This window comes from Aquicoccus sp. (assembly GCF_041686535.1).
In the GTDB taxonomy this organism is placed as follows: domain Bacteria; phylum Pseudomonadota; class Alphaproteobacteria; order Rhodobacterales; family Rhodobacteraceae; genus Aquicoccus.
Map to the genome: position 1 here is coordinate 1 of NZ_JAWLDS010000042.1, position 24,275 is coordinate 24,275.

Sequence of the window (24,275 nt, forward strand, 5' to 3'; positions counted from 1 at the left end):
TCTGCAATCAGTCTCAGTGGGCCGCCAACCGTGACCTATTGCCAGGTGATCCTGCCGCGGCACGAATCCATGATTGGTGCCGGCTGTCCGATCGAGAGCCTCTACATCGGAAGGTTGCGGCGCAAGCCCGCGCAATTGGCGCAGAGTGTATTGGCAGAGATCGACCGCACGTTGCTGCCGGAGCATTCCAAATCGAGCTATCCGATGCTGCGACCCTTCGAAGCTGTCACGCTGATGCAGCAACGCGCTGCGTGATCTGGCGCATCTGGTCTGACCGTCAGAACGGAGTCCGTGCGTGGAACCGCATGCCCCGGCCACCTTCGGGGTGACGAAGGCGCAGTTCCTCGGCATGTAGCATCATTCGCGGATACTCATCGGCATTGTCAGAATAGAAAGGATCGCCAAGGATGGGGTGACCGAGTGCAGCCATGTGCACGCGCAATTGATGGCTGCGCCCGGTGCGAGGAATGAGGCGTACCCGGCTTTCGCATGCGTCGCTGCGGATAACCTTGTAGTTGGTGATGGCTTGCTTGCCAGTCGCATGGCAGACCATCTGGCGTGGACGGTTGGGCCAATCGACAATAAGTGGCAAGTCGATCATCCCTTCGCGCGCATCGATCCGGCCGTGAACCCGCGTAACGTAGGTCTTTTTGGTCTGCCGTTTTTCGAATTGCAGGCCAAGGTGGCGCTGCGCATGGGGGGTGGCGGCAAAGACCATGACGCCGGATGTGTCGCGATCGAGACGGTGAACCAACAGTGCCGTGGGAAAACGGGCGGCGACACGGGCGAGAAGACAATCGGCCAGGTGCGCACCCTTTCCCGGCACTGACAGGAGGCCGGCAGGTTTGTTGACCACGATCAACGCCTGATCTTCATGCAGGATCTCGGGTGGGTCTTGCGGTGGGTCATAATTGTCCATGGCATTGTTCATGGCCCTGAGCCATACCCCGCGACCGGTTGAGGGGCAACCCGACCTCGGCGAAGTCTGGCAAGCCGGGGCCTTGCGGCCTGTTCGGAGTTGGATTTCGGTGGCGACGTACATGGCGCACCTGAAGATCGAACGTGTGCTGGAGGCGGTTGCCGAAAGCATGGACAGCGCGAACGAATCCCCTGACGGTCGGAACCTTCCGCTTTCTGCCACCGTCTTACTGGTTGTGTGAAAGGTCTTTTCCGGCGTCCGGTTTCGCCGGGGGTATTTAGGTGATGGGCCGCTTGGTTTTAGCGCGGGTTCGGTGAACTTGATTTAGTGAGTGTCGATTTGACCACGCTCACCGAGGACTGGATGGTCACAGAATTCAAGGTCGTCATGCGCTTGGCTCAAATCGGTGGGCTGCGCCAAGGAGCGATGAGTGCGAGGGTCGCCGCCGATTTTCGCTTTGCCGGTCTCTCTGAGGCATTGCGCTCCAGCGAAGGGGGCCCTTGAATATCGGGCAAGGATGGGCTTGGCTGGCAATATGAACGTTGATGCTCCACCTGGCCCGGATGATGCCCCCGACCTCGATGCTGCCTATGCGCTGCGCACGCCTGAAGACAGTCAGCGACTTTACCGCAGCTGGGCGGATAGCTATGATAGCGATTTCGTCGACGAGATGGATTACCGTCTGCCCCAGCACGTGGCGCGCGTGTTTCTGGCAGCTCATCCCAAGGGTCCGGTACTCGATCTCGGTGCGGGAACGGGCGTTATGGGGCTCTTGCTCGAAGGGCAGGTGACACCGGTCGACGGCACCGACATTTCTCCCGAAATGCTGGCAGTTGCCGCACGCAAACAGGTGTATCGGCAGCTTTTCGAAGGTGATCTGACAGGACGGCTGAACGTGGCGGACGGCGCGTATTGCAGCGTCGTGAGCGCGGGGACCTTCACCACCGGCCATGTCGGGCCTGCCGCGCTCGATGAGGTGCTGCGCATTCTGGCTCCGGGCGGATATGGCGTGATTTCGGTTAATGTCCGCCATTGGCAAAGCGAAGGTTTTGCCGATGCCTTTGCGATGCTGCGCCCGCGTCTTGCCTCTTTCGAGCGAATCGAGGTGTCGATATATGGTCCAAGCAACACGGGCCCGCATGCTGATGACAAGGGTTTTGTCGTGCGCTTCCAAAGGGATTGAGCCCAGACCATCATTCGTTCTTGGGAAAGATGCTCGGTCGCATCACGTGCATGCAGGTTGCAAAGGGAAATGGGTGCATGGGTTGAGGTCCGATAAGGAGTATCAGTCGACTGGCAGCACTTTCCCCGGGTTCATGATCCCATTGGGATCAAGTGCCGCCTTGATCGCCCACATCGTAGCCATCGCCACCTTGTTCTTGCGCCGCGCCATGGAAGGCAGTTTCGCAGTGCCGATTCCGTGTTCTGCCGAAAAACTTCCGCCGAGATCAAGGACGATCTCCTCGACCCCTTCCATGAGGCGGTTCATCGTTTCCGGGTCCTGCGTTTTTGGCCAGATCGCATAATGCACGTTGCCATCGCCCAGATGCGACACCACCATCGGCTGCGCACCGGGATCCACGCAGGCGATCATGGTATCGGCGCGTTCGAGAAAGGTGGCCACCTTGTCGAGCGGCACCGCGATATCGTTGTTCTGGATCGGTAGCCGCGACAGGGTCACCTCGGCCGCCGCCTCGCGCCGTGCCCACATCTCGCGGCGCTGGGCCTCGTTCACGGCCACCACCGCATCCAGAACCGCGCCCTGCTCGAACAGGTCTTCAAGCACGCTTTCCAGGTAAGACGCAACAGGTGCGCGCCCATCCGGTCCGGGATTGGCGTCGCGCGGTGACGTGGCACCGACCTCGACGAGGATATTGACCTCATGGGGCGTGTCGAAAGGCTCGCGCGCGCCCTTCACGATCTTGAGATGCTGTTCGACATAGCTGCGCGGCATGTATTCAAAGGCCTCGACCGCACCGCCGGTCGCTTCCTGCAGCCTGTTGAGCAGGGTCAGCGCCCCGTCGAGTGAGGGCGCTGCAACCATCGCGGTGGCATAGGCGCGTGGTTTGGGCACCAGTTTCAGCACCGCACTGGTGATGATGCCCAGCGTGCCTTCGGCGCCGATCATCAAGTGTTTGAGGTTGTAGCCGGAATTGTCCTTGTGCAGTTCCGACATGAGATCCATCACCGAGCCGTCAGGCAGAACCGCCTCGATGCCCAGAACCAGGTCGCGGGTATTGCCATGGCGCAGCACGTTCGATCCGCCCGCATTGGTTGACAGGTTACCACCGATCATCGCGCTGCCTTGCGCCCCGAAGGTGAGTGGAAAGACAAGCCCTTGCTCTTCGGCCGCCGCGCGGATGTCCGACAGGATCACCCCAGCCTCGACAATTGCGAGCCGCGCCTTGGGACGGATCTCCCGGATCCGGTTCATCCGTTCGAGCGAGATCATGATCGCGCCCTCGGCTTGCGCGCCCCCGGCCAGCCCGGTATTTCCCGAAACCGGGACCACGGGCGTGCGCGTCTCATTTGCGAGCTTCACGATTTTGGAGACTTCCGCTGTCGATCCGGGCCGCACGACGGCAAGCGGAGTCCAGGTGTAGGACCCGGTGAAATCGTGGGAATACCGGCCCACATCCGCACCGGTCAGAACACTGGACGCGCCGACAATGGCCTCAAGTTTCTCGATCATATGCGATGGCCTCCCCCGCCTCAAGGTGGCGCCTTTCACGCGCCGAGGCAAGTGCGGCCGGTCAGAGACGGGACGACCCCGACCGACGCTGTCGTCAAGCGGCGCGGCCCTGTTCGATGAAACGGGCCAGGTGGAAATCCTGATCGCCCCATTCATGGTCGATCATCACGAGACGCTTGGCGAAATGGCCCAGGTCGTATTCCCATGTCATCGCGATACCGCCATGCATCTGGATCGATTCCTCGGCCACAAGCCGCCCGATCCGCCCGATCGAGTATTTCGCGGCGGCGATGATTCGGGCGCGTTCCGGACCCGCAAGCGCCATCGCATTGGCGGCGTTGATCACCGCGCTGCGCGCCTGTTCGATCTCAAGCAGCATTTCTGCCATGCGATGTTGCAGCGCCTGGAACTTGCCGATCACCACACCGAACTGTTTCCGGGTGCGCAGGTATTCCATGGTCATCTCGCGGATCGTCTGCATGATGCCCAGCGCCTCGGCCGAGAGCGCCAGAACGGCGCGGTCGGCGGCCTCCTGCAACATCTCTGCGCCTGTGCCCTCCTGGCCCAGCAACTGGCCCTCGGCGCCCTCGAGCGAAAGCTCGGAGGCCCGGCCGCCGTCGAAGGTGGCATACTCGCGCAGTCTCACCTGATCGGGAGCGACCAGGAAAAGCGACATGCCCTTGTCGGTGCGCGCCGAAACGATGAAACCGTCACAGCCGGGGGCATATTTCACAACCGACTTCGCACCGGTGAGCACCCACCCGTCGCCGTTGGCTTCGGCCCGGGTCTCGACATCGGTGAGATCATAAAGCGCCTGTGGCTCTTCGGCGGCAAGCGCATAGCGCGCGGTACCCGCGATGATGTTCTCGACCGCGTCCGAAAGGCCCGCGGCGGCAAGGATTGGCCCGGGGACCAGCGCGTTGTCCATCACCGGCTCATTCACCAGCCGCTTGCCCATTTCCTCGAACACCACGGCAATGTCGAAACCTTCGCCGCCGAACCCGCCCTGATCCTCGGGGAACAGCGCGGCGATGACACCCAGCTCGGCCAGCGCCTCGTATTGCGCGGGCTGAAAGCCCGGTTCGCCATTGCCGGCCTCGACACGGGCGGTTAGCGGGTATTTGTCCCGCAGGTAACGGTCGATCGTGTCGGCCAGCATTCGGCGGGTATCGGTGTGGATGAATTCCATGTAATGCCCCCCTTCAGAGCCCGACAATCATCTTGTTGATGATGTTCTTCTGAATCTCGGTCGATCCGCCATAGATCGTGGTCTTGCGGTGGTTGAAATAGACACCCGACGCGTTCTGGAACCCTTCTGGTGCGACATAGGGACCATTGAACCCGGGATCGTCCGCCTCGGGGGTGAGCGCCTGTGCGCTGCGGCCAAGGGCGCGGCGGGTCAGATCCGTCAGTTCTTGTTCGATCTCCGTGCCTAGGATCTTGAGCATCGAGCTCTCCGGCCCAGGTGCGCCACCGGCCTCGGCCTGTGCCAGAACCCGCAGGTTGGTGATTTCCATGTTCATCAGGTCGATCTCGACCCGGGCCATGCGGGCGGCAAAATGCGGGTCTTCAGCCAATGGTTTGCCGTTGCGTTTCTGGCTGGAGGCCAGTTCCTTGAGCCGGGCAAGCTCCTGATTGGACTTGCCCACGCCGGCGATATTGGTGCGCTCATGCGTCAGCAGATACTTGGCATAGGTCCAGCCCTTATTCTCCTCGCCCACCAGGTTTTCGACGGGGACTTTCACATCGCTGAACCAGACCTCGTTGACCTCGCGACCGCCGTCTATCGTCTGGATCGGGCGGACCTCGATTCCGGGGCTCTTCATGTCGATCAGCAGGAAGGAAATCCCCTCTTGTGGCTTGCCCTCTGTCGAGGTGCGCACGAGGCAGAAGATCCAGTCGGCATGCTGGCCCAGCGTCGTCCATGTCTTCTGGCCGTTGACGATGTAGTGATCGCCCTCGCGCACCGCGGCGGTCTTGAGGCTGGCAAGGTCCGACCCGGCGCCCGGCTCGGAATAGCCCTGGCACCACCAATGGGTGCCGTCGCACATCCGCGGCAGGTAATAGTCCTGCTGTTCCTTCGTGCCGAATTTCATCAGCACCGGACCAAGCATCCTGAGCCCGAATGGCAGCAGCCGGGGTGCGCAGGCATAGGCCATCTCTTCCTCGAAGATGAACTGCTTGACCGGGCCCCAGCCGGTGCCGCCGAACTCGGCCGGCCATGAATAGGTGAGCCATCCCTTTTCGTGCAGGATGAGTTGCCAGCGCAGCATGTCATCCTTGGTCAGATGCGACTCGCTTCGAACCTTGCGCGCAAGATCCTTGGGCAGGTTCTCGGCCAGCCAGCCGCGCACTTCGTCGCGGAATTCGATTTCTTCCTGTGTGAAATTGAGATCCATCCCGGCCTCCTCAGCTTGCAGCGCGTTTGTTGAGGTCGTCAAAGCTTTCGCCATTTTCGACCATGTCGATGATGAGTTGCGCCGGTTTCCAGAACTTGGGATCTTCCTTCTCGAATTCGCGCAGATCTTTCAGGACATTTTCCAGGCCATACATGTCGGCATATTTCATCGGCCCGCCGCGGTAGCGCGGAAAGCCGTAGCCGAACAGGAAGGTCACGTCGATATCCGAGGGTTTGAGTGCGATGCCCTCTTCGAGAACCTTGGCGCCTTCGTTGATCATCGCAGCAAGATAGCGGCGGATGATCTCTTCTTCGGTGAACTCGCGCGGTGTGATGCCAAGATCGCGACGCGCCTCATCGATGATCTTTTCGGCGTCCGGATTGGGGGTGCCTCGGCGATCACCTTCCTTGTAGACGTACCAGCCTTTTCCGGTCTTTTGCCCGAACCAGCCGTTCTCGCACAGCCTGTCGGCGATGGTGCCGCTGTAGCGTTCGTCATTCGAGCGCGTCGCGGCCTTGTTCTTGCGGTTGGACCAACCAATATCGAGGCCAGCAAGGTCGGCCATCGCGTGAATCCCCATCGGGTAGCCGAAATTCACCAGCGCCTCGTCAACCTTGTAGGGCGAGGCCCCGTCTTCGACCATGTAAGCTGCGGCGGTGGCATATTTGCCGAGGATCCGGTTTCCGATAAAGCCGTCGCACAGGCCAGCCCGCACCGGCACCTTCTTCATCTTCTTGGCCAGGTCGAAGCCGGTGGCGATGGCGTCATCCGACGCTTTTGTGGGGATAACGATCTCCAGCAGCCGCATGATATTGGCCGGTGAGAAGAAATGCAGCCCGATCACGTCCTCGGGCCGCGACGTGGCCGACGCGATCTCGTCGATATTGAGGTAGGACGTGTTCGAGGCCAGAACGGCGCCGGGTTTGGCCACCTTGTCGAGCGCCGCGAACACCTCTTTCTTGACATCCATGTTCTCGAATACGGCCTCGATTATCAGGTCGGCATCGGAAAGATCATCATAAGAAGTCGACGGCGTGTAGCGCGCCATGATCGCGGCCTTCTGTTCTTCTGTCTTGCGGCCCTTCTCTACATCGCGGGCATAGACCTTTTCGACATTCTGCTTGCCGCGCGCGATGCTTTCCTCGTCACGCTCGACCATGGTGACCGAAAGCCCGGCATTGAGCGCGGCCACGGTGATGCCTGCCCCCATGGTGCCTCCGCCGATGACCCCGATCTTGTTGAGCGGACGTGGATCGGCGCGGCCGTTCTCGGGTACCTTGGCGCTGGCACGTTCGGCGAAGAAGGCGTGGACAAGGCCCTTTTGCTGCGGTGTTTCCAGGCATTCCATGAAGCAATCGCGCTCGTAATTCGAGGCGTCTTGCAGGGAATGATTGAGAGAGTATTCAACGGAATCGACCATGCGGGCGGGCGAAAACAGCCCCTTGGCCTTCTTGACGATACCCTTGCGAGCGGCCTCGATGGCCGCGGCGTTTTCCTCATCCGTTCCCAGTCCTTCATTGCGTTCGGATGTTTTGCGCGGGCCTGCGCCTTCGGCGATCAACTCGCGTGCACAGGCCTTGGCGCTGTCCAGCAGATCGCCATCGGCCAGGCGGTCGACAATTCCCAGCGACTTGGCCTCCTGCGCACTGACCTGGCGACCCGAGATCATGATGTCTAGCGCGGCTTCGATGCCCGCTATGCGGGGCAGACGGATCGTGCCGCCTGCGCCGGGAAGAACACCGATCAACACCTCGGGCAGGCCGACGCGGCCCTTGGGATCACTTATACGGTAATGAGCGCCAAGCGAGACTTCGAGCCCCCCACCAAGCGCTGTACCGTGGATCGCGGCAATGACCGGTTTGGTTGTATCCTCGATTCGCATACACACCTCGGAGAGGCCGGGCGGCTGCGGCGGTTGACCGAATTCGCGAATGTCAGCCCCGGCAGGAAAGGTGCGGCCGGCCCCGATTATGATCGCGGCCTTGATTGCATCGTCGGCGTCGATCTCTTCCATCGCCTTGTACAGACCCTGCCGCACGGCGGCGCCGAGCGCGTTGACCGGCGGGTTGTCGACAGTGACCACTGCAATATCGCCGTCGCGCGTGAGGGTGACCTGATCGCTCATTGCACTTCTCTTTCCTGATTTTCCTCCTGTGCCGCGATGATCACCCCGGCACAGCCTTCAATATGCCTGCAAGGGAGACAGTTGAGCAACAGTGCATAAGAGTTTGGCCGTCACGTCACTGGGCCTGACGCGGCGTTACAGGGTCTGGCAGGATTAGTCTGACAAACCCGGTTCGCCCAGCAGATGGCGGCCTTCGCGGTCCTCGACCTCGATAACCCACAGATCGGGGTCAAAGCTGCGTTGCTTGGCTATTGATGCCTCTATGTCCGTTTCGGTACCGTCAGCGAGAAGGTCCCAGTGACGGGCGCCGGTCATAGGGTCGAAGGTGCGATGATAGGCACGTGCCCGACCGTCGAGCGTGTTGAGCTTTACCAGCACCGCGCCCGATGTGTCATCGCCATGTGCAGTAACGAAAGCGGGGATGTCATGGAGCCGCAACCGGGCAAGATAGGCATGGACCCAGAACTGGGCAGTCAGCCGGCTCATGGCGACACGCAAGCGGGGAGCACGCCCCTGGTTTTCGTGCGCCCGCTGAGGGACAAGGGCACGGGGCGCTGTCGGATCAGGTCAAGCGACAGGTCAGTTCCCATCTTTGAATTCGAGTCCCATTTCCGAATAGCGTTCGCTTTCCTCAAGCCAATGTGGGCGCACCTTGACCTGCAAGAACAAGTGGATGCGGCGACCGAGAAACTCTTCGAGTTCTTCGCGGGCGAGCTTCGAGATCGCCTTGATGGTTTCGCCCTTCTTGCCGAGAATGATTCCCTTGTGGCCGTCGCGCATGACATAGATCACTTGGTCTATGCGGGCTGAGCCATCCTTGCGTTCCTCCCAGTTCTCTGTCTCTACGGTCAACTGGTAGGGCAGTTCCTGGTGGAGGCGCAGGGTGAGCTTCTCGCGGGTGATCTCTGCCGCGATCATGCGCATCGGCAGGTCTGCGATCTGGTCCTCCGGATAGAGCCACGGACCTTCGGGCAAAGTTGCGGCGAGCCATGTGCGCAGGTCCTGCGTGCCATAGCCCTTCTCGGCGGAAATGAGGAAGGTCTTCTCGAACGCGAAACGGTCGTTGAGTTCTTTTGTGAGTTCGAGGAGTTTCGGTGCCTCGACGCGGTCGATCTTGTTGATGGCAAGGGCGACATGGCGGGACTGGGGCAGATCCTTCAACCCCTGGATGATCCGTTCCACACCTTCGGTGATGCCGCGATGCGCCTCGACCAGCAACACGATAATGTCCGCATCCGCGGCCCCGCCCCATGCGGCGGCGACCATGGCGCGATCCAGCCTGCGGCGCGGCTGGAAGAGACCGGGCGTGTCGACAAACACGATCTGGGCATCGCCCTCGATCGCCACGCCGCGAATACGGGCGCGGGTGGTTTGAACCTTGTGGGTGACAATCGAGACCTTGGCGCCAACCATGTGGTTGGTCAGTGTCGATTTGCCCGCGTTAGGTTCCCCGATCAGGGCCACGAAGCCGCAATGTGTGGTCATGATTCTACCTTGTCCAGAAGGGCCTTCGCGGCGGCCTGTTCGGCGGCGCGCTTGGAATTGGCCGTAGCGTGGGCGGCCTCTCCGGTCGCGAGCTGGGCTTCTATGGTGAAGATCGGGGCGTGATCGGGGCCTTCGCGTTTCAACTCGCTGTAGACAGGCGGTTGCTGCCGGCGCGCCTGGGCCCATTCCTGAAGCGCCGTCTTGGCATCGCGCGCATCGGTGTCGACCGAATCTATTCTTTCCCCCCAGAGTCTCAGGATCAGATCACGTGCCGCGACAAATCCACCGTCTCGATAGACGGCGGCGATCACCGCCTCCATGGCATCGCCCAGAAGGGCGGTCTTGCGGCGGCCACCGGTCATCATTTCGGAACGACCGATCTTGAGCACCGCGCCGATGTCGATCTCGCGCGCGATCTCTGCGCAGGTTTCCTTGCGCACAAGTGCGTTGAAGCGCGGGGCAAGTTGGCCCTCGGTCGCCTCCGGGTCGTGATCGAGGACGGCTTCGGCCATGACGAGGCCCAGCACACGATCACCAAGAAACTCAAGCCGTTGATTGTCACCGCGCGTGGGTGATGAAATCGAGGCATGCGTGAGCGCTCGGACCAAGAGCCCGGGATCGGCGAAAGTGTGGCCGAGCCGGGTTTCAAACTCCTTAATGTCGCGTGCGAGTTTCATGACAGACCCTAAATGGAGCGAATGCGGGGCGCTGTCCAGATGCGCAACGCGGCGATCACTCGATCGCCTTGAAATACCGATCGGAGCGCCAGGTCCAGAAAAACAACATCGAGCGACCGGCCGAAGAGAACATGACCCGGTCGGCACGGCCAATGAGGTCTTCGTAGGGCACGTAGCCAACGCCGCCCGCGGTCTGGGCGACACGGCTGTCGGTGGAATTGTCGCGGTTGTCGCCGAGGAAGAAGTAATGCCCGTCAGGAACGGTATAGACGCCGGTATTGTCCGATCCTTGCATGGTGACGTTCAGGATTGCGTGTTTGATGCCACCCGGCAGGGTTTCCCAATATCTTGATTTCTCACAATTTCCACCGCTGCCGACCGGGGCGTTTTCACAGCGGGGGGTGCGGCCTTCGGGGCCTTGGGGTTCGAATTTTTCGGTGAACGTGCCGGCGGACTCGGTGGGGACGGGTTCGCCGTTGAGGACAAGCTGCCCATCCTGCATCTGGATACTGTCGCCCGGTAGGCCGATAAGGCGCTTGATATAGTCCGAACCCGTGACCGGGTGGCGGAACACGACGACATCGCCGCGCTGGGGTTCGCCGCCCCAGATGCGGGAATTGTCGGATTTCATCCAGCCACAGATGTCTTCGGCGTCGATGTCGAGACCGATGCTGGCGATGCGGATCGACGGGCAGGACGCATAGGAATAACCGTAAGCCATTTTATTCACGAACAAAAAATCACCGACCAGCAGCGTGTCCTTCATCGAACCGGACGGAATCCAGAAGGGCTGAAAGAACAGCGTCCGGAAGATCCCGGCAATGAGAAGTGCATATACGATCGTCTTGACCGTCTCGATCACCGATCCTGCGAAACTGCTCTTCTCGCCCATGGGCGGACCTCCTGGGTAGCGTTGTGGTCGCTTCATGCGGGGCGGGGGCGGGGGTGTCAAGGCCATCCGCGGAAAGCCGGGTTAACATGACCCAATGGCATCGAATCAGGGGGTGAAATGCGTGCACCGGCCGGCTGCCGCCCGGCTGTCGGGGGTGCGAACCGGCGCCATGAACCCCGGAGTTAACGCCCCGGGCGTTGGGGGTGATGCAGAACACCGACCAGGGCGAGGGTGCCCCGGTCCGAGACCCGACCTCTGCCGGGGTCAGTGTGCGGGTCGCAACGGTGCGTTAACCTGCGTGGCATCCTCGACGGGCCGGGCCTCGATCAGGACGAAAGCCTGCGCCCAGGGGTGATCGTCGGTGAGGGTGACGTGGATGATCGCCTCGTGCCCCGGTGGGGTCATCTCGTCGAGCCGGTCGCGCGCCCAGCCGGTGACATGCATGACGGGCTGCCCGGTCGAGATGTTCGAGACCGCCATGTCCTTCCACGCGATGCCCATGCGCAACCCGGTTCCGAGCGCCTTTGAGCAGGCTTCCTTGGCGGCCCATCGCTTGGCGTAGGTGCCGGGGGTGTCGCGGCGGCGCTCGGCCTTGCGCTGCTCGGTCTCGGTGAAGACGCGGTTGCGGAACCGGTCGCCGAACCGGTCGAGGGTGCGTGCGATGCGGTCTATGTTGGCAAGGTCCGTACCGATGCCGAGGATCATGCGCGCGCCTCGTCCATCAAGCGGCGCATTTCGGCAATCGCCGCGGGCAGGCCGATGAAGATCGACTCGGCGATCAGGAAATGGCCGATGTTGAGTTCCATGACTTCTGGAAAGGCGGCGATGGGTTTCACGGTGTCGAAAGTCAGGCCGTGCCCGGCATGAACCTCGAGCCCGAGGGACTGGGCGTGCGCCGACATCTCGCGCAGGCGGTCGCATTCGGCGTCACGTTCGTCGAACCTGCCTTCGGCATGCAGGTCGCAATAGGCGCCGGTGTGCAGTTCGACCACCTGTGCGCCGATCCGGGCGGCCGCCTCGACCTGTGCGATATCGGCGGCGATGAAAAGCGAGACCCGGCAGCCGGCCTCGCGCAAGGGGGCGATGTAATGGGCGAGGCGGTTTTCCTCGCGCGCGACTTCGAGCCCGCCCTCGGTGGTGCGTTCCTCGCGCTTTTCGGGCACGATGCATACGGCGTGCGGCACGTGGCGAAGCGCGATCTTCTGCATCTCATTGGTGGCGGCCATCTCGAAGTTGAGCGGCACTGAGAGGCCGGCCATCAACGCCTCGATGTCGGCGTCGCCGATATGGCGACGGTCTTCGCGCAGATGCGCGGTGATGCCGTCGACCCCGGCCTCTTCGGCCAGTTTGGCGGCGCGCAGCGGGTCGGGATAGGCGCTGCCGCGCGCGTTGCGGACGGTTGCGACGTGGTCGATATTCACGCCGAGGCGGAGTTTGCCCGGTTGTGTCATGCGATGATTCCCTCGAACTTTGAAGCCAAGGTAATGATTTTGGGCGCGAGGGTGAATCGGATATTCCCGGGCGTGCCGCCATGCGGGCCCGGGCCTGTCATTCGCCGGTCGTGCTGTCCCTGGCCTTGGATTCGGCGCGTTTGCGCTTGATCGATTCGAGCTTGTCCTTCAGCAGCCCCCTGCGGCGGTTCTGATAGGCCAAGATGACCGGTACGGCGAGGTAATAGCAGACCGAGGCGGCGATGATGCCGGGGATGATGCCGCCGATCAGGTAGGGAAGGAACACCTCGTCATGGAATGCCGAAAGGTTGCTCCAGTTCTGCGGCGCCCCGGTGAAAATCGCCGAGATGTTGTGCCACAGGTCGGCCCATGCATCGGTGAACTTGCTGGCGAGCGAGCGTTCCGTCCTCTCGGGGTCGAACTCGGTTCCGAGTAGCCAGTGACCGGTGCCCAGAGAGACGAGGGCAATCGGGATATAGGTCAGCGGGTTGCCAAAGAAGGTGGCAAGAAGCGCGGCCACGATATTCCCGTGCATCAGCCGTGCGAGGATGATCGAGATGACGAAATGCAGCCCGTAAAACGGGGTGAAGGCGACAAAGACCCCGGCCCAGATCCCACGGGCGATCTTGTGCGGCGGATCGGGCAACCTGTGCAGGCGGTGACGGACATATTGCGCCGCGCGCCACCATCCGCCACGTGGAAAGAAGAATTCCGCCACGATTTTCCAGATGGGCCGTTTGTCGCGTCGTCTAAAGACCAATGGTCTTCTCTCCTTTCCTTGATGCCCGGATCGGGGCCGCCCGCGGAGCGGCGGGGGGTCAGGACTGTGCGATGCGCTGGCCGGCGCGTTGGGGATCACGGTGGCGGCTTACGGCAGCGACGTCGCTATCGGCTTCGAGAACCGAAGTGACGCGGTGAAGATGTTCGGCATCGCTCAGTTCGACGTCAATCAGCAGGCGAAAAAAATCGGGTTTGCGGTCAACAAACCGCAGGTCGGAGATATTGGCCTTCTGCTCGCCGATCAAGGTGCAAACCCGGCCCAGAACCCCGGCGTCGTTGCCGATGGTCATTTCGAGAGTCACCGCATAGACCGCGGGGTGGCGGCCGGGCTGCCAGTGCAGATCGAGCCAACGGGCGGGCTGATCCTCGTAGCCGGAGAGCACGTCGCAATCGATCGCGTGCACAACCACGCCGCGGCCGCGATAGGTGATGCCGACGATGCGTTCGCCGGGCAGTGGTTGACAACATGGGGCGCGGCTCATCATCCGGTCGGCCCCGAGGCCGATGACGGCGCGTTCGGTGGAGATTTCCTCGGACTTGTCCGGCACAAGGTCGGGATAGACCGACTGCACCACGTCGCGGGCGGTGATTTCGGCAGAGCCGAGCCGGGCGAGAAGGGTATTGCGGTCCTCGAGGCGCAGATTGCGGGCCGCGGTTTCAAGCGCCTTGTCGGTCGCGCGTTTGCCGACATGGTCGAAGGCCGCCCGCGCCAGTTCGCGCCCGAGCTTTATGAAACGCTCGCGGTCGACCTCGCGCAGTTTGCGGCGGATCGCGGTCTTGGCCTTGCCGGTCACGGCGATGTCGAGCCATGTGGCCTGCGGGGTCTGGCCTTCGGCGGTGATGATCTCGACCGACTGGCCGTTCTTGACCCGGGTCCAGAGCGGCACGCGCATGTTGTCGACCTTGGCCCCGACGCAGGCGTCGCCGATGCGGGTATGGATGGCGTAGGCAAAGTCGATCGGCGTGGCACCGCGTGGCAGTTTGACCACCTCGCCCTTGGGGGTGAAGCAGAACACCTGGTCGGCATACATCTCGAGCTTGACCGCTTCGAGAAAATCCTCGTGGTCCTCTTCGCTGTCGAAGCGCTCGGTGAGGCCGGCGACCCATTTCGCGGGATCGACCGCGAACGGGTTCTCGGCGGGCACGCCATCGCGATAGGACCAGTGCGCGGCGACGCCGGATTCGGCCACGTCATGCATCTGCCAAGTGCGGATCTGAACCTCGACCCGGCGACCGTTGCGGCCGGAAACGGTGGTGTGAATCGAGCGATAGCCGTTCGATTTGGGCTGGCTGATGTAATCCTTGAACCGGCCCGGCACGGCGCGCCAGCGGCGGTGGATCACGCCAAGGGCGGCATAGCAGTCTTCTTCGCTGTCGACGAGGACGCGAAAGCCGTAGATGTCGGACAGGCGGGAAAAGGACAGTTCCTTTTCCTGCATCTTGCGCCAGATCGAGTAGGGTTTCTTGGCCCGGCCCAGCACCTTGGCCTTGATCCCGGCCTTCTTCAGTTCGCTTTTCATGTCGCCGGTGATGCGTTCGACCACATCGCCGGTTTCCTTCTGAAGGGTGACGAAGCGGCGCATGATCGAGTTGCGCCCCTCGGGATTGAGCACCTTGAAGGCGAGATCCTCGAGCTCCTCGCGCATCCATTGCATCCCCATGCGACCGGCGAGCGGGGCATAGATGTCCATCGTTTCGCGCGCCTTCTGGGCCTGTTTGTCGGGGCGCATCGCCTTGATCGTGCGCATGTTGTGCAGCCGGTCGGCGAGTTTGACAAGGATCACCCGCAGGTCGCGCGACATGGCGATGAAGAGCTTGCGGAAATTCTCGGCCTGCTTGGTTTCGGTCGAAGAGAGTTGCAGGTTGGTGAGCTTGGTCACGCCATCGACGAGTTCGGCGATCTCGCGGCCAAACCGCTTTTCGACCTCGACGAAGGAGGCGCCGGTGTCTTCGATCGTGTCGTGGAGTAGGGCGGTGATGATCGTCGCGTCATCGAGACGCTGGCCGGTCAGGATCTTGGCGACTTCGACAGGATGCGAGAAATAGGGCTCGCCGGAATGGCGGGTCTGGCCCTCATGTGCGCTCCTGCCGAATTCATAGGCCGCGCGAATCAGGCTCTCGTCGGTCTTCGGGTTATAGGCGCGGACCAGTTCGATCAGATCGTCTACGGGGATCATCCGGTCCGCATCCGGGGTTGGGGTCGGGCGTTTCAGCCCTGACCCTGGGCTTCCATGAGGGCGCGCAGCAGTTGTTCTTCCGAGATGTCATCCTCGGCCGGCTTGTCGGCCTCGGCCCCCATGAGGATCGCCATCGCATCATCCTCGGGTTCGTCCACCTCGATCTGGTTCTGGTTCGACTCGATCAGGCGTTCGCGCAGTTCCTCGGCCGATTGGGTTTCATCGGCGATTTCGCGCAGGGCGACGACGGGGTTCTTGTCGTTCTCGCGTTCGACGGTGATCGGCGCGCCGGACGCGAGTTCGCGCGCACGGTGCGCGGCGAGCATCACGAGTTCGAACCGGTTGGGAACCTTGTCAACGCAGTCTTCGACGGTTACGCGGGCCATGGGGACCTCTGGTTTGGGGCAGGGATATCGAAAGGTGACGTCATAGTGCGGCTTTGCCGGAAACGCAAGCAGAGAGTCGTTGCCGGGCCGGGCGTCGTTCCGGCCCTCCCGGCCCTCCCGGGTCAGCCAACCATGTCCCTGATCGCGGCGAGCGTGCCGACGCGGTCAACCTGGTTGAGCAGGTTTCGCGGCAATGGCGCCGCGTCGTCGGGGGCCAGCATCACAAAGCGCATGCCGGCGTTGAGGGCGAATTGAAAATCGAAGATCATGTCGCCGACATAGAGCATCTCGCCGGGTGTCGTGCCGGCTTTTTCGCACACGATCCGTGCTGCCATCGGGTCCGGCTTGCCGCGGGTGAGGTCGTCGCCACAGACCAGCGCATCGACCTCAAAGCCCATGCGCGAGATGATCAGTTCGGAATTGGCACGCGGTTTCGAGGTGATGATCGAGGTGCCGAAGCCTTGTGTGCGGCACCAGTGGAGCAGATCGGCGGCGCCGTCGATCTGGTCGATCTGGTCATAGAGGCGCCGGGTGTGAGAGAAATAGAGCTCGTTGAGTTCCATCTCGAAATTCGACAGGCCCAGCAATTCCAGGATCCTGGGAAAGGGCAGGCCGACATAGCGGCGGTATTCGGCAAAGCCGCAATTGATCCGCAGCTTCTCGGTTGATGCCTCCCACGCCTGTTGCATGATGGCAAAGGAGTTGATCAGCGTGCCGTCGAGATCGAAGGAGATGTGGCGGAGGGGATCGCTCATGCGCATTCACGCTCGATGCGTTCGCGATAGAGGGGGTCTCGCTCCATCATGCGGCAGGCGAGTTCGTAATCCTCGGGCGTGTCCACCGAGAGCGAGGTGCCGGTTTGCAGGAAAGTGCCGATCGGTTCACCGAGTTCAATGAGCCGCATCAGTTCGATCCGCTCGGTGTTTTCGAGCGGCGTCGGATGCGATGAGATGAAGCGCCGCAGGGCGGGCAGGCGAAAGCCTATGATCGACAGATGTTTCTTGAGCGGCTGCGGCATCTCGCCGAAATGGCAGGGCACATCGGCGCGGGAGAAATAGATCACCCGGTCGCCATGCGCGACCATCTTGACCCGGTTGAGATTGCCGTATTCGTCGATCATCTGGTGCGGCACGACGCAGCCATAGCCGGTCCGGGCGGTGAAATCGGCCACTTCCTCGATATATTCTGGGCGCACGAAGGGCTCGTCGCCCTGCACGTCGACGATGATGTCATCCTCGGTCAGGCCCATGACCTCGGCCGCTTCGGCGATGCGTTCGGTGCCGTTCTGATGGGTGGAGCGGGTCAGGCAGACATCGATGCCGAACTTCTCGCAGGTCATCAGGATCTCAATCGAATCGGTGCAGACCACGGCCTTGGTCACACGGGGCGAGAGCGCGGCGCGCTTGGCGACATGGACGATCATCGGGATGCCGGAAATCTTGCGCAGTGGCTTGCCGGGCAGGCGGGCGCTTTCCATGCGGGCGGGGATGAGGGCGAAAACGCGGTTCTGCATGGGCTATGGCATTGTCTGGCATGAGGAAAGCATTCATGCCTTAATAGGCGCGTGCCCCGGGCCTGTCCAGTCGCCGGGAGTGCCGGGTGATCTTGGGCGAGGGAAATGGCGGAAACCGGCAAGAGAGAATGCCTGCGGCGGCGATGGGCGGCGATGGGCCGGGGTGAACGGCTGGTCTTGCGCGCCTATTTCGGGTTGATGCGAGTCATTCCCGAAAGCCTGGCGGTGGCACTGGTGCGCAGGCGCGCCCGTACGCGGCCGGGCGAAGAGAGCGCGGATCGCGCGCCCGAGCGGGTGGCCCGCGGCATGCCCCGGCGTCCGGAGGGGCGGGTGGTCTGGCTGCATTCCATCGGCCCCGGAGATTCGACCGCGAACCTCACCCTGGCGCGGGCCCTGCTTGGAGAGGCGGCGGACCTGACATGCCTGGTCACCACGCGCACGGCAGAGGGGCAGAAGGTGTTCGCACGGCTTGCCGAGGAAAGCGACGGGCGGGTCATCGTGATGCTTGCACCGCTCGACCTCTATCGCGCGACGCGGCGCTTTCTCGATCACTGGCGGTTCGATCTGGCGATCTATGGTGAGGGTGACATGTGGCCCAATGCGTTGCGCGGCCTGGCGGCGGCCGGGGTTCCGGTCGCGCTGGTCAATGGCCAGTTCAATGGCCGCCTGGGGCGTCTGGTCGGGCGCAGGCCGGGGCCGGGCCGCTGGGCAATGGCACATTTCGATCTGCTCCACGTGTTTCGCGGCGAATGTGTCGAGGAGGCGGGAAACTGGGTCCGGCCCGGGTGCGAGGTGGTGCATCATCCCAATCTTAAGATGGATGCGCCCGCACCGCGGATAAATGACGCGCTGCTGGGAGAGATGCGGGCGCGTTGGGGGGATGCGCCGGTGTTCGTCTGCGGATCGGTGGCCGACAACGAGATCGACACGTTGCTTGACGCATTCGGCCGGGCGCGACAGGCCGTGCCGGGGATGAAGCTCATTCTGGTGCCGCGCTGGAAAGAACAGGGCGAAACAATCGCGGCGACCGCCCGGGCGCGCGGATGGACTGTGCCGCGCAGGGCTGTCGAGGGTCTGCCCGGGGCCGAGGACCCGCTCTTCATCGCCGATAGCTATGGCGAGATGGGGACGTGGTTCGCGATGGCCTTCGGCGTTTTCATGGGACACACGCTATTCGGGGGGATCGGGCACAACCCCTACGAGGCGATTGCGCGGCAGCGCCCGATCCTGTCGGGATCGATCACGCCGCTCTTGCCCGCCGATTACACCTATCTCGTCGATGTGGGGCTGTGCCGGATCACGCCGGACGCCGAGAGCATCGCACGGGGAATGATCGACTATCATCAGGCGATGCAGGAGGGCGACGATCGGTTCGCGGCGTTTCGCGCGGCACAGGGGTTCTCGCACGATCTTGCACGGCGGCTTCTGGCGCTGATTACGGATCGGCCGGGTTAAGCCGTTCCTCCGGGTGGCGCGGCGATCGGCACGATCTCCTCCACGGCCTCGGGTGGAAGCGCGGCGCACATGTCGGCGACGCTCTGGCCCAGCACGGGATGCACCCAGCCGGGTGCCACGTCGGCCAGCGGTATCAGAACGAAGGCGCGATCCTGTAGCCTGGGATGGGGAAGAATCAGCTCGGCTGGGGCGATACGGGTCTGCGTTTCGGGGGGCAGGTCGTGCCAGTGACGCCACGTCGTGCGATCGGGCAGCACAAACCCGCCTATCGCCAGAAGGTCGAGATCCAGCGTCCGCTGCCCCCATCGTTCGGACCGCGCCCGGCCGTGCGTTGCCTCAACGTCATGAAGCAGTGCCATAAGCGTGTCGGGCGAGCCGCCATATTGCAGGCAAGCAGCGGCATTTGTATAATCCGGCCCGTAACCTGCTGGAAATGCAGGGGTGCGGAAAAACCGGCTGACCGCGGCAATGGTGCAGCCCCGCGCCGCGAGGTCATCGAGGGCCACGCACAGGGTTTCGCCGGGAGCGCGATCGCCATGAGGCTGATTAGCGCCGAGTGCGAGCAAGCAAAGTTGATCGCAATTGTCAGTCACAGTATGCTCATTCCCATGATAAGCTGCTTGCAGGGGATTCAGGATAAACTTATTTGAGGCTTCCCATCCTGCCCCCCAACACTCACGGATTAAACGGCGGGACGCAATGAGAAGGAAATTTGATGTTCTACAAAGACGAACGGCTGGCGCTGTTCATCGACGGATCGAATCTCTATGCCGCCGCTCGGGCGCTCGGGTTTGACATCGACTACAAGCTTTTGCGGCATGAGTTCATGCGTCGCGGAAAGCTTTTGCGCGCGTTCTATTATACCGCGCTGCTGGAGAACGATGACTATTCCCCGATACGCCCGCTCGTCGATTGGTTGCACTACAATGGCTACTCTATGGTGACCAAGCCAGCCAAGGAATACACCGACAGCCATGGACGGCGGAAGGTGAAGGGGAACATGGATATCGAACTGACCGTCGATGCCATGGAGCTTGCGCCGCGGATCGATCACGCCGTGCTGTTCTCCGGAGATGGCGATTTCCGCCCACTGGTGGAGAGCCTGCAGCGGCAGGGTGTGCGTGTCTCGGTGGTTTCGACCATTCGCAGCCAGCCGCCCATGATTGCCGACGAATTGCGCCGACAGGCCGACAACTTCATCGAACTGGATGAGTTGAAGGACGTGATCGGTCGCCCGCCGCGCGAACAACAGCCGACGCGCGAGACCGAGGACGCCGCCACAGAGTGAGGCATCTTGCGAAAAGCCGATGAAAGGCTTTTGTCAATCGCAAGCCTTGATCTGCCGTTGCCTTGAATGTGGCGGGAGAGGTGGTCTTGGGCCCGGACACCCTACTATTGTCCCTCCGCCGTGTTCATCTGATCGTGGCGGAGGATTATCCGTTCCGGCCATGTCGACTTGATATAGGCGAGGATGGCGAGGATCTCGTCATCGTCAAGCTGATCGGCGAATCCTTCCATCCGGGTCTTGTAGTCATCGCCCACGAGGGCCGCGGTGCCGTATTTGGTGATCATGAAGAGCTGTTCATCAGGGTGGTGCCAGGTGTGTCCGGTTGCATCATGCGGCGGGGCAGGCAGGTAGCCGTCCTCGTCGGGTTGGCGCCAGTTCGGCTCGCCTTCCAGGTCGGCACCGTGGCAGGCGGCGCAATAGTCGTCGTAAAGCGCCTCGCCGCGAGCCACCTCCCGCGTGTCTGTATAGGGGAAAAGCGCCTCGGCCGATGCGGGCGGCGGGGCAAGCAGGGGCAGGGCCAGAACGGCGAGGCCGCAAAGGGTGTGGGCTTTGGCGTGCATGGTCTCTCCAGTGATATCCTTCGGGATCAAGTCGGGGCCTCCTGCGCGGGAAGGTCAAGTCAACGCGGCGTGAACGGATGCTGAATTTCACCCGCTTGCGACTGGACGCAGGCAGGCAAAACGCATAGCTCTTGGCTTGCGACAGGAGGCGTCATGACCAAACCATCCCTGACCTTGTTCTTGGCGGCGCCGCGCGGGTTCTGCGCGGGTGTGGACCGGGCGATCAAGATCGTCGAGATGGCGATCTCGAAATGGGGCGCGCCGGTCTATGTGCGCCACGAGATCGTGCACAACAAATACGTGGTCGACGATCTGCGCGCCAAGGGCGCGGTGTTCGTCGAGGAGTTGAGCGATTGCCCCGACGACCGGCCGGTGATCTTTTCGGCCCATGGCGTCCCCAAGGCGGTGCCCGCAGAGGCCGAACGGCGCGAGATGGTGTATGTGGACGCCACCTGCCCGCTGGTCAGCAAGGTCCATATCGAGGCCGAACGGCATTTCGAAGAAGGCCTGCAGATCATCATGGTCGGACATGCCGGCCACCCTGAGACCATCGGCACGATGGGCCAGTTGCCCTCGGGCGAGGTTCTGCTGGTCGAGACGGTCGATGACGTGGCGCGTGTGGCCGTGCGCGACCCGGACAAGCTGGCCTTTGTCACCCAGACGACGCTTTCGGTGGATGACACGATAGACATCGTGGCGGCGCTCAAGGCGCGGTTCCCGACGATCCGGGGGCCGCACAAGGAAGACATCTGCTATGCCACGACCAACCGGCAGGAGGCGGTCAAGGCGATCGCCGGGAAAGCGCAGGCGATGCTGGTGGTGGGGGCGCCCAACTCGTCGAACTCGCGGCGCCTGGTCGAGGTCGCCCGGCGGGCGGGCTGTGGTTATTCGCAACTGGTGCAGCGGGCCGGGGATATAGACTGGCGCGCGCTTGAAGGGGTGCAGAGCATCGGCGTGACGGCCGGGGCCTCGGCCCCCGAGTTGCTGGTGGAAGAGGTGATCGAGGCGCTGCGCGCGCGTCATGACGTGACCATCGAAGAGGTCGAGACGGCACAGGAGAATGTCGAGTTCAAGGTGCCGCGGGTGCTGCGGCAGCCGGCATGAGCGGAGCGCGCGATATTCCCGGGGTGGCGCTTTGGCTAGGGTTGGCGGGGCTGTTGCCGTTCATCTGGGGGGCGGGGACGACGGTTTTCCCCGAACTGGGCGATTCCGCACGCCCCATGGTCGGATCGCGGATGATCGGGCCTTACGTGCAACTTTTCTACGGCATGGTGATCCTGTCATTCATGTCGGGCGTTCTGTGGGGGTTTGCCACGCGCGCAGCAGCGGACTGGGCAGTCTGGGCCTATGGGCTTTCGGTGCTGCCGGCGCTCTGGGCGTTCTTCACGACCGGGGGAGGACCCCATGGCGCGGGGTTGGCATTGATCGCGGGATTTGTCGGGCTCTTGGCGCTGGATTGGCTTTACTGGCGCGCGGGGTTGGCGCCGGAGTGGTGGATGCGGCTCCGGGTGCCGCTGACCGCGGTGGCTGTCGTCTGCCTGGGATCGGGAGTGATGATGGCATGAGCGATCGACACACGGTTGAAGTTTATGATGCGCGGGCAGGTGATTACGAGAAGGCCAATGCAAGGCTCTATGAACTGGATGATCTCGAAGCCTTTGCCGCGCGCCTGCCCACGGGCGGGCGGGTGCTCGACCTGGGATGCGGACCGGGGTTTTATGCCGCGAAACTGGCCGAATGGGGATTCGAGGCCGATGCCACCGATGCCTCGGCCGAGATGGTGGCGCGCGCCGCCCGCAAACCGGGCGTGACCGCATGGCAGGCCCGGTTCGACGAACTGGATGCCGTCGGGATTTATGATGGCATATGGGCCAATTTCAGTCTGCTGCACCTGCCAAGGGTCGAGATGCCGGAGATGCTGAGGCGTATCCGGCGCGCGGGCAAGCACGGGATGGCGCTGCATGTGGGGCTCAAGCTGGGCGAAGGAGAAGGACCGGACGGGATCGGGCGGTTCTATGCCTATTACGGGGAGGATGAGTTGCTGGGCCTTTTGCGCGACGCCGGGTTCGAGGTGATTGCGCGCCGCTTTGGCCGTGGCAAGGGGCTGGATGGCAGCCTGTCGGAGCACATCGTGGTGCTGGCCCATGGCTGAGCTTTTCGCCTATACCGACGGGGCGTGCAGCGGCAACCCGGGGCCGGGAGGCTGGGGCGTTCTGTTACAGGCGGTCGAGGGGGAGGCCGTGTTGAAGGAGCGCACCCTGTCGGGCGGTGAGGCCGAGACCACCAACAACCGGATGGAGCTCTTGGCGGCGATCAATGCGCTCGAGGTGCTCGAACGGCCCTCGAAAATCACCATCGTGACAGATTCGGCCTATGTGAAGAACGGTGTGACCGGCTGGATTCATGGCTGGAAGCGGAACGGCTGGAAAACATCGGCCAAGAAGCCGGTCAAGAACGCGGAGCTTTGGCAGCGGCTCGACGCGGCGCAGGCGCGACATGACGTGACCTGGCAATGGGTCAAGGGCCATGCCGGCCACCCCGAGAACGAACGCGCCGACGAGCTTGCCCGCGAGGGGATGGCGCCGTTCAAGAATTCCGCCTGCGCATGATCTGGGTGGGGTTGCTCGATTACGCGGCGGTGCTGGTTTTCGCGCTGACCGGGGCGCTGGCCGCGAGCCGGGCGCAACTTGATATCGTGGGATTTGCCTTTGTTGCCTGCCTGACCGGGGTGGGTGGCGGGACGATACGGGACGTATTGCTTGATCGTGATCCGGTTTTCTGGATCGCCGAGCCGTTTTACATCGCGGTGGCGGTTCTGGGCGCGATCGCGGTGTTCTTTACCGCGCACCTGGTGGAAAGCCGCTATCGCTGGCTCACCTGGCTGGACGCTTTCGCGCTGGCCGTGGCGGTTCCCGCAGGGGCGAGCCTTGCCGTCACAATGGACCAATCAGCGCCGGTGATCATCATCATGGGAATGGTCACGGGGTGTCTTGGCGGGCTGATGCGCGACGTGGTCTGCAACGAGGTGCCACTGGTCCTCAAGCAGGGCGAACTTTACGCCAGCGCGGCCTTTGCAGGCGCGGGCGGTGGGGTTGTTGCGTTGGCCGTCGGACTGGGAGAAGTGCCGGCCATTGTGCTCTGCGGTGCCGTGACGCTCGCGTTGCGTGCGGGATCGATTATCCTTGGCTGGCGGCTTCCGGTTTACAGGACGCGCCCGCCGAGGAAGTGAGTGGCGCTATTGCCGAACCGCTGTTGACTTTGGCCGTGCCTGTCGAAAGGTTGCGCGACATCAGGTACAAGGATGTTTTGCATGTCTGAGTTGCGAGAAATCGAAGAAATTCCGGACCTTGGAGTCGTGATGCCCGACGGGGTGCGGTTGTCGTGCCGGGTCTGGCGGCCGGTGGATTGCCTGGACGATCCGGTGCCCGCGATTGTCGAACATCTGCCCTATCGCAAGCGTGACGGCACGGTGGCCC

At 62.6% G+C, this 24,275-nt stretch carries 29 protein-coding genes and 1 pseudogene; 12 read left to right on the forward strand and 18 right to left on the reverse strand.

Annotated elements, in window-relative coordinates:
* Nucleotides 1-255: pseudogene (locus ACESL9_RS10200) on the forward strand (hypothetical protein); the annotation flags it as partial.
* Between the two features lie 22 nt (nt 256-277).
* Here the strand turns inward: ACESL9_RS10200 and ACESL9_RS10205 are convergent.
* On the reverse strand, nt 278-919 hold the full coding sequence (locus ACESL9_RS10205) for an RluA family pseudouridine synthase (protein WP_372611475.1): 642 nt from the start codon (nt 917-919) through the stop codon (nt 278-280).
* Between the two features lie 10 nt (nt 920-929).
* Here ACESL9_RS10205 and ACESL9_RS10210 point away from each other — a divergent pair, with 10 nt between their 5' ends.
* The 3 genes from ACESL9_RS10210 to ACESL9_RS10220 all read left to right on the forward strand — a co-directional run bounded on the left by ACESL9_RS10210 (nt 930) and on the right by ACESL9_RS10220 (nt 2,102).
* On the forward strand, nt 930-1,160 hold the full coding sequence (locus ACESL9_RS10210; protein WP_372611477.1) for a hypothetical protein: 231 nt from the start codon (nt 930-932) through the stop codon (nt 1,158-1,160).
* 98 nt (nt 1,161-1,258) lie between these two features.
* Nucleotides 1,259-1,423 (forward strand): hypothetical protein, encoded by a 165-nt coding sequence (locus ACESL9_RS10215; protein WP_372611479.1) that lies wholly within the window; start codon nt 1,259-1,261, stop codon nt 1,421-1,423.
* A 13-nt stretch (nt 1,424-1,436) separates the two neighbouring features.
* Nucleotides 1,437-2,102 carry a class I SAM-dependent DNA methyltransferase gene (locus tag ACESL9_RS10220; protein ID WP_372611481.1) on the forward strand — a complete coding sequence of 222 codons (666 nt, stop codon included), beginning with the start codon at nt 1,437-1,439 and terminating at the stop codon, nt 2,100-2,102.
* A 102-nt stretch (nt 2,103-2,204) separates the two neighbouring features.
* Here the strand turns inward: ACESL9_RS10220 and ACESL9_RS10225 are convergent, their stop codons facing one another.
* The 15 genes from ACESL9_RS10225 to kdsB form a co-directional block, all read right to left on the reverse strand.
* Nucleotides 2,205-3,611 (reverse strand): FAD-binding oxidoreductase, encoded by a 1,407-nt coding sequence (locus ACESL9_RS10225; protein ID WP_372611483.1) that lies wholly within the window; start codon nt 3,609-3,611, stop codon nt 2,205-2,207.
* A gap of 94 nt (nt 3,612-3,705) precedes the next feature.
* On the reverse strand, nt 3,706-4,800 hold the full coding sequence (locus ACESL9_RS10230; RefSeq protein ID WP_372611485.1) for an acyl-CoA dehydrogenase family protein: 1,095 nt from the start codon (nt 4,798-4,800) through the stop codon (nt 3,706-3,708).
* A 13-nt stretch (nt 4,801-4,813) separates the two neighbouring features.
* Entirely contained in the window at nt 4,814-6,010 is a 1,197-nt protein-coding gene (locus ACESL9_RS10235; RefSeq protein ID WP_372611487.1) for an acyl-CoA dehydrogenase family protein, read from the reverse strand.
* A 10-nt stretch (nt 6,011-6,020) separates the two neighbouring features.
* Entirely contained in the window at nt 6,021-8,135 is a 2,115-nt protein-coding gene (locus ACESL9_RS10240) for a 3-hydroxyacyl-CoA dehydrogenase NAD-binding domain-containing protein (protein ID WP_372611489.1), read from the reverse strand.
* 153 nt (nt 8,136-8,288) lie between these two features.
* On the reverse strand, nt 8,289-8,621 hold the full coding sequence (locus ACESL9_RS10245; RefSeq protein WP_372611491.1) for a DUF1491 family protein: 333 nt from the start codon (nt 8,619-8,621) through the stop codon (nt 8,289-8,291).
* Between the two features lie 93 nt (nt 8,622-8,714).
* Nucleotides 8,715-9,620 (reverse strand): GTPase Era, encoded by a 906-nt coding sequence (gene era, locus ACESL9_RS10250; RefSeq protein ID WP_372674793.1) that lies wholly within the window; start codon nt 9,618-9,620, stop codon nt 8,715-8,717.
* Entirely contained in the window at nt 9,617-10,297 is a 681-nt protein-coding gene (gene rnc, locus ACESL9_RS10255; RefSeq protein ID WP_372611495.1) for a ribonuclease III, read from the reverse strand. The genes era and rnc overlap by 4 nt, the downstream gene beginning before the upstream one ends.
* 55 nt (nt 10,298-10,352) lie before the next feature.
* Entirely contained in the window at nt 10,353-11,189 is an 837-nt protein-coding gene (lepB, locus tag ACESL9_RS10260) for a signal peptidase I (RefSeq protein ID WP_372611497.1), read from the reverse strand.
* 264 nt (nt 11,190-11,453) lie between these two features.
* Nucleotides 11,454-11,894 carry a holo-ACP synthase gene (gene acpS, locus ACESL9_RS10265; RefSeq protein ID WP_372611499.1) on the reverse strand — a complete coding sequence of 147 codons (441 nt, stop codon included), beginning with the start codon at nt 11,892-11,894 and terminating at the stop codon, nt 11,454-11,456.
* Entirely contained in the window at nt 11,891-12,640 is a 750-nt protein-coding gene (locus ACESL9_RS10270) for a pyridoxine 5'-phosphate synthase (protein WP_372611501.1), read from the reverse strand. Before ACESL9_RS10270 ends, acpS begins: the two co-directional genes overlap by 4 nt.
* Nucleotides 12,641-12,737: 97 nt before the next feature.
* Complete coding sequence (locus ACESL9_RS10275; RefSeq protein ID WP_372611503.1) at nt 12,738-13,400, reverse strand: DUF2062 domain-containing protein; 663 nt, start codon at nt 13,398-13,400, stop codon at nt 12,738-12,740.
* 58 nt (nt 13,401-13,458) lie between these two features.
* Nucleotides 13,459-15,597, reverse strand: coding sequence for a RelA/SpoT family protein (locus ACESL9_RS10280; protein ID WP_372611505.1), 2,139 nt, complete (start codon nt 15,595-15,597; stop codon nt 13,459-13,461).
* A 32-nt stretch (nt 15,598-15,629) separates the two neighbouring features.
* Complete coding sequence (rpoZ, locus tag ACESL9_RS10285) at nt 15,630-15,983, reverse strand: DNA-directed RNA polymerase subunit omega (protein ID WP_372611507.1); 354 nt, start codon at nt 15,981-15,983, stop codon at nt 15,630-15,632.
* Nucleotides 15,984-16,105: 122 nt separating this feature from the next.
* Nucleotides 16,106-16,738, reverse strand: coding sequence for an HAD family hydrolase (locus ACESL9_RS10290; RefSeq protein WP_372611509.1), 633 nt, complete (start codon nt 16,736-16,738; stop codon nt 16,106-16,108).
* On the reverse strand, nt 16,735-17,496 hold the full coding sequence (gene kdsB, locus ACESL9_RS10295; protein WP_372611511.1) for a 3-deoxy-manno-octulosonate cytidylyltransferase: 762 nt from the start codon (nt 17,494-17,496) through the stop codon (nt 16,735-16,737). Before kdsB ends, ACESL9_RS10290 begins: the two co-directional genes overlap by 4 nt.
* Before the next feature lie 105 nt (nt 17,497-17,601).
* Here kdsB and ACESL9_RS10300 point away from each other — a divergent pair, with 105 nt between their 5' ends.
* Nucleotides 17,602-18,951 carry a 3-deoxy-D-manno-octulosonic acid transferase gene (locus tag ACESL9_RS10300; RefSeq protein ID WP_372611513.1) on the forward strand — a complete coding sequence of 450 codons (1,350 nt, stop codon included), beginning with the start codon at nt 17,602-17,604 and terminating at the stop codon, nt 18,949-18,951.
* Here the strand turns inward: ACESL9_RS10300 and folK are convergent.
* On the reverse strand, nt 18,948-19,544 hold the full coding sequence (folK, locus tag ACESL9_RS10305) for a 2-amino-4-hydroxy-6-hydroxymethyldihydropteridine diphosphokinase (protein WP_372611515.1): 597 nt from the start codon (nt 19,542-19,544) through the stop codon (nt 18,948-18,950). The two genes, ACESL9_RS10300 and folK, sit on opposite strands and share 4 nt — an antisense overlap.
* Before the next feature lie 122 nt (nt 19,545-19,666).
* On the opposite strand from folK, the gene ACESL9_RS10310 reads away from it, so the two are divergent.
* Complete coding sequence (locus ACESL9_RS10310; protein WP_372611517.1) at nt 19,667-20,239, forward strand: NYN domain-containing protein; 573 nt, start codon at nt 19,667-19,669, stop codon at nt 20,237-20,239.
* A 104-nt stretch (nt 20,240-20,343) separates the two neighbouring features.
* On the opposite strand, the gene ACESL9_RS10315 is transcribed toward ACESL9_RS10310, so the two are convergent.
* Entirely contained in the window at nt 20,344-20,829 is a 486-nt protein-coding gene (locus ACESL9_RS10315; RefSeq protein ID WP_372674794.1) for a c-type cytochrome, read from the reverse strand.
* A gap of 123 nt (nt 20,830-20,952) precedes the next feature.
* Here ACESL9_RS10315 and ispH point away from each other — a divergent pair, with 123 nt between their 5' ends.
* From ispH to ACESL9_RS10345, 6 genes are all read left to right on the forward strand, one after another.
* Entirely contained in the window at nt 20,953-21,903 is a 951-nt protein-coding gene (ispH, locus tag ACESL9_RS10320; RefSeq protein WP_372611521.1) for a 4-hydroxy-3-methylbut-2-enyl diphosphate reductase, read from the forward strand.
* Complete coding sequence (locus tag ACESL9_RS10325; protein WP_372611523.1) at nt 21,900-22,364, forward strand: DUF3429 domain-containing protein; 465 nt, start codon at nt 21,900-21,902, stop codon at nt 22,362-22,364. Before ispH ends, ACESL9_RS10325 begins: the two co-directional genes overlap by 4 nt.
* Nucleotides 22,361-22,951 (forward strand): class I SAM-dependent methyltransferase, encoded by a 591-nt coding sequence (locus tag ACESL9_RS10330; RefSeq protein WP_372611525.1) that lies wholly within the window; start codon nt 22,361-22,363, stop codon nt 22,949-22,951. Before ACESL9_RS10325 ends, ACESL9_RS10330 begins: the two co-directional genes overlap by 4 nt.
* A complete protein-coding gene (rnhA, locus tag ACESL9_RS10335) occupies nt 22,944-23,408 on the forward strand; it encodes a ribonuclease HI (protein ID WP_372611527.1) in 465 nt (154 codons plus the stop codon). Before ACESL9_RS10330 ends, rnhA begins: the two co-directional genes overlap by 8 nt.
* Nucleotides 23,405-24,028, forward strand: coding sequence for a trimeric intracellular cation channel family protein (locus ACESL9_RS10340; protein ID WP_372611529.1), 624 nt, complete (start codon nt 23,405-23,407; stop codon nt 24,026-24,028). Before rnhA ends, ACESL9_RS10340 begins: the two co-directional genes overlap by 4 nt.
* A 129-nt stretch (nt 24,029-24,157) precedes the next feature.
* Nucleotides 24,158-24,275 (forward strand): CocE/NonD family hydrolase (locus ACESL9_RS10345; RefSeq protein ID WP_372674795.1); only part of this gene is annotated, 118 nt, incomplete at its 3' end.

Bases quoted from the DNA above. Each gene is read 5' to 3' on its own strand.
- rnc (WP_372611495.1), bottom strand. From the start codon at position 10,297: ATGAAACTCGCACGCGACATTAAGGAGTTTGAAACCCGGCTCGGCCAC.
- ACESL9_RS10300 (WP_372611513.1), top strand. From the start codon at position 17,602: ATGGCGGAAACCGGCAAGAGAGAATGCCTGCGGCGGCGATGGGCGGCG.
- ACESL9_RS10340 (WP_372611529.1), top strand. From the start codon at position 23,405: ATGATCTGGGTGGGGTTGCTCGATTACGCGGCGGTGCTGGTTTTCGCG.
- ispH (WP_372611521.1), top strand. From the start codon at position 20,953: ATGACCAAACCATCCCTGACCTTGTTCTTGGCGGCGCCGCGCGGGTTC.
- ACESL9_RS10270 (WP_372611501.1), bottom strand. From the start codon at position 12,640: ATGACACAACCGGGCAAACTCCGCCTCGGCGTGAATATCGACCACGTC.
- ACESL9_RS10325 (WP_372611523.1), top strand. From the start codon at position 21,900: ATGAGCGGAGCGCGCGATATTCCCGGGGTGGCGCTTTGGCTAGGGTTG.
- ACESL9_RS10245 (WP_372611491.1), bottom strand. From the start codon at position 8,621: ATGAGCCGGCTGACTGCCCAGTTCTGGGTCCATGCCTATCTTGCCCGG.
- ACESL9_RS10205 (WP_372611475.1), bottom strand. From the start codon at position 919: ATGGACAATTATGACCCACCGCAAGACCCACCCGAGATCCTGCATGAA.
- kdsB (WP_372611511.1), bottom strand. From the start codon at position 17,496: ATGCAGAACCGCGTTTTCGCCCTCATCCCCGCCCGCATGGAAAGCGCC.
- ACESL9_RS10225 (WP_372611483.1), bottom strand. From the start codon at position 3,611: ATGATCGAGAAACTTGAGGCCATTGTCGGCGCGTCCAGTGTTCTGACC.
- acpS (WP_372611499.1), bottom strand. From the start codon at position 11,894: ATGATCCTCGGCATCGGTACGGACCTTGCCAACATAGACCGCATCGCA.
- lepB (WP_372611497.1), bottom strand. From the start codon at position 11,189: ATGGGCGAGAAGAGCAGTTTCGCAGGATCGGTGATCGAGACGGTCAAG.
- ACESL9_RS10330 (WP_372611525.1), top strand. From the start codon at position 22,361: ATGAGCGATCGACACACGGTTGAAGTTTATGATGCGCGGGCAGGTGAT.
- ACESL9_RS10310 (WP_372611517.1), top strand. From the start codon at position 19,667: ATGTTCTACAAAGACGAACGGCTGGCGCTGTTCATCGACGGATCGAAT.
- ACESL9_RS10220 (WP_372611481.1), top strand. From the start codon at position 1,437: ATGGGCTTGGCTGGCAATATGAACGTTGATGCTCCACCTGGCCCGGAT.
- ACESL9_RS10240 (WP_372611489.1), bottom strand. From the start codon at position 8,135: ATGAGCGATCAGGTCACCCTCACGCGCGACGGCGATATTGCAGTGGTC.
- rpoZ (WP_372611507.1), bottom strand. From the start codon at position 15,983: ATGGCCCGCGTAACCGTCGAAGACTGCGTTGACAAGGTTCCCAACCGG.
- ACESL9_RS10280 (WP_372611505.1), bottom strand. From the start codon at position 15,597: ATGATCCCCGTAGACGATCTGATCGAACTGGTCCGCGCCTATAACCCG.
- ACESL9_RS10235 (WP_372611487.1), bottom strand. From the start codon at position 6,010: ATGGATCTCAATTTCACACAGGAAGAAATCGAATTCCGCGACGAAGTG.
- ACESL9_RS10290 (WP_372611509.1), bottom strand. From the start codon at position 16,738: ATGAGCGATCCCCTCCGCCACATCTCCTTCGATCTCGACGGCACGCTG.
- rnhA (WP_372611527.1), top strand. From the start codon at position 22,944: ATGGCTGAGCTTTTCGCCTATACCGACGGGGCGTGCAGCGGCAACCCG.
- era (WP_372674793.1), bottom strand. From the start codon at position 9,620: ATGACCACACATTGCGGCTTCGTGGCCCTGATCGGGGAACCTAACGCG.
- ACESL9_RS10230 (WP_372611485.1), bottom strand. From the start codon at position 4,800: ATGGAATTCATCCACACCGATACCCGCCGAATGCTGGCCGACACGATC.
- ACESL9_RS10210 (WP_372611477.1), top strand. From the start codon at position 930: ATGGCCCTGAGCCATACCCCGCGACCGGTTGAGGGGCAACCCGACCTC.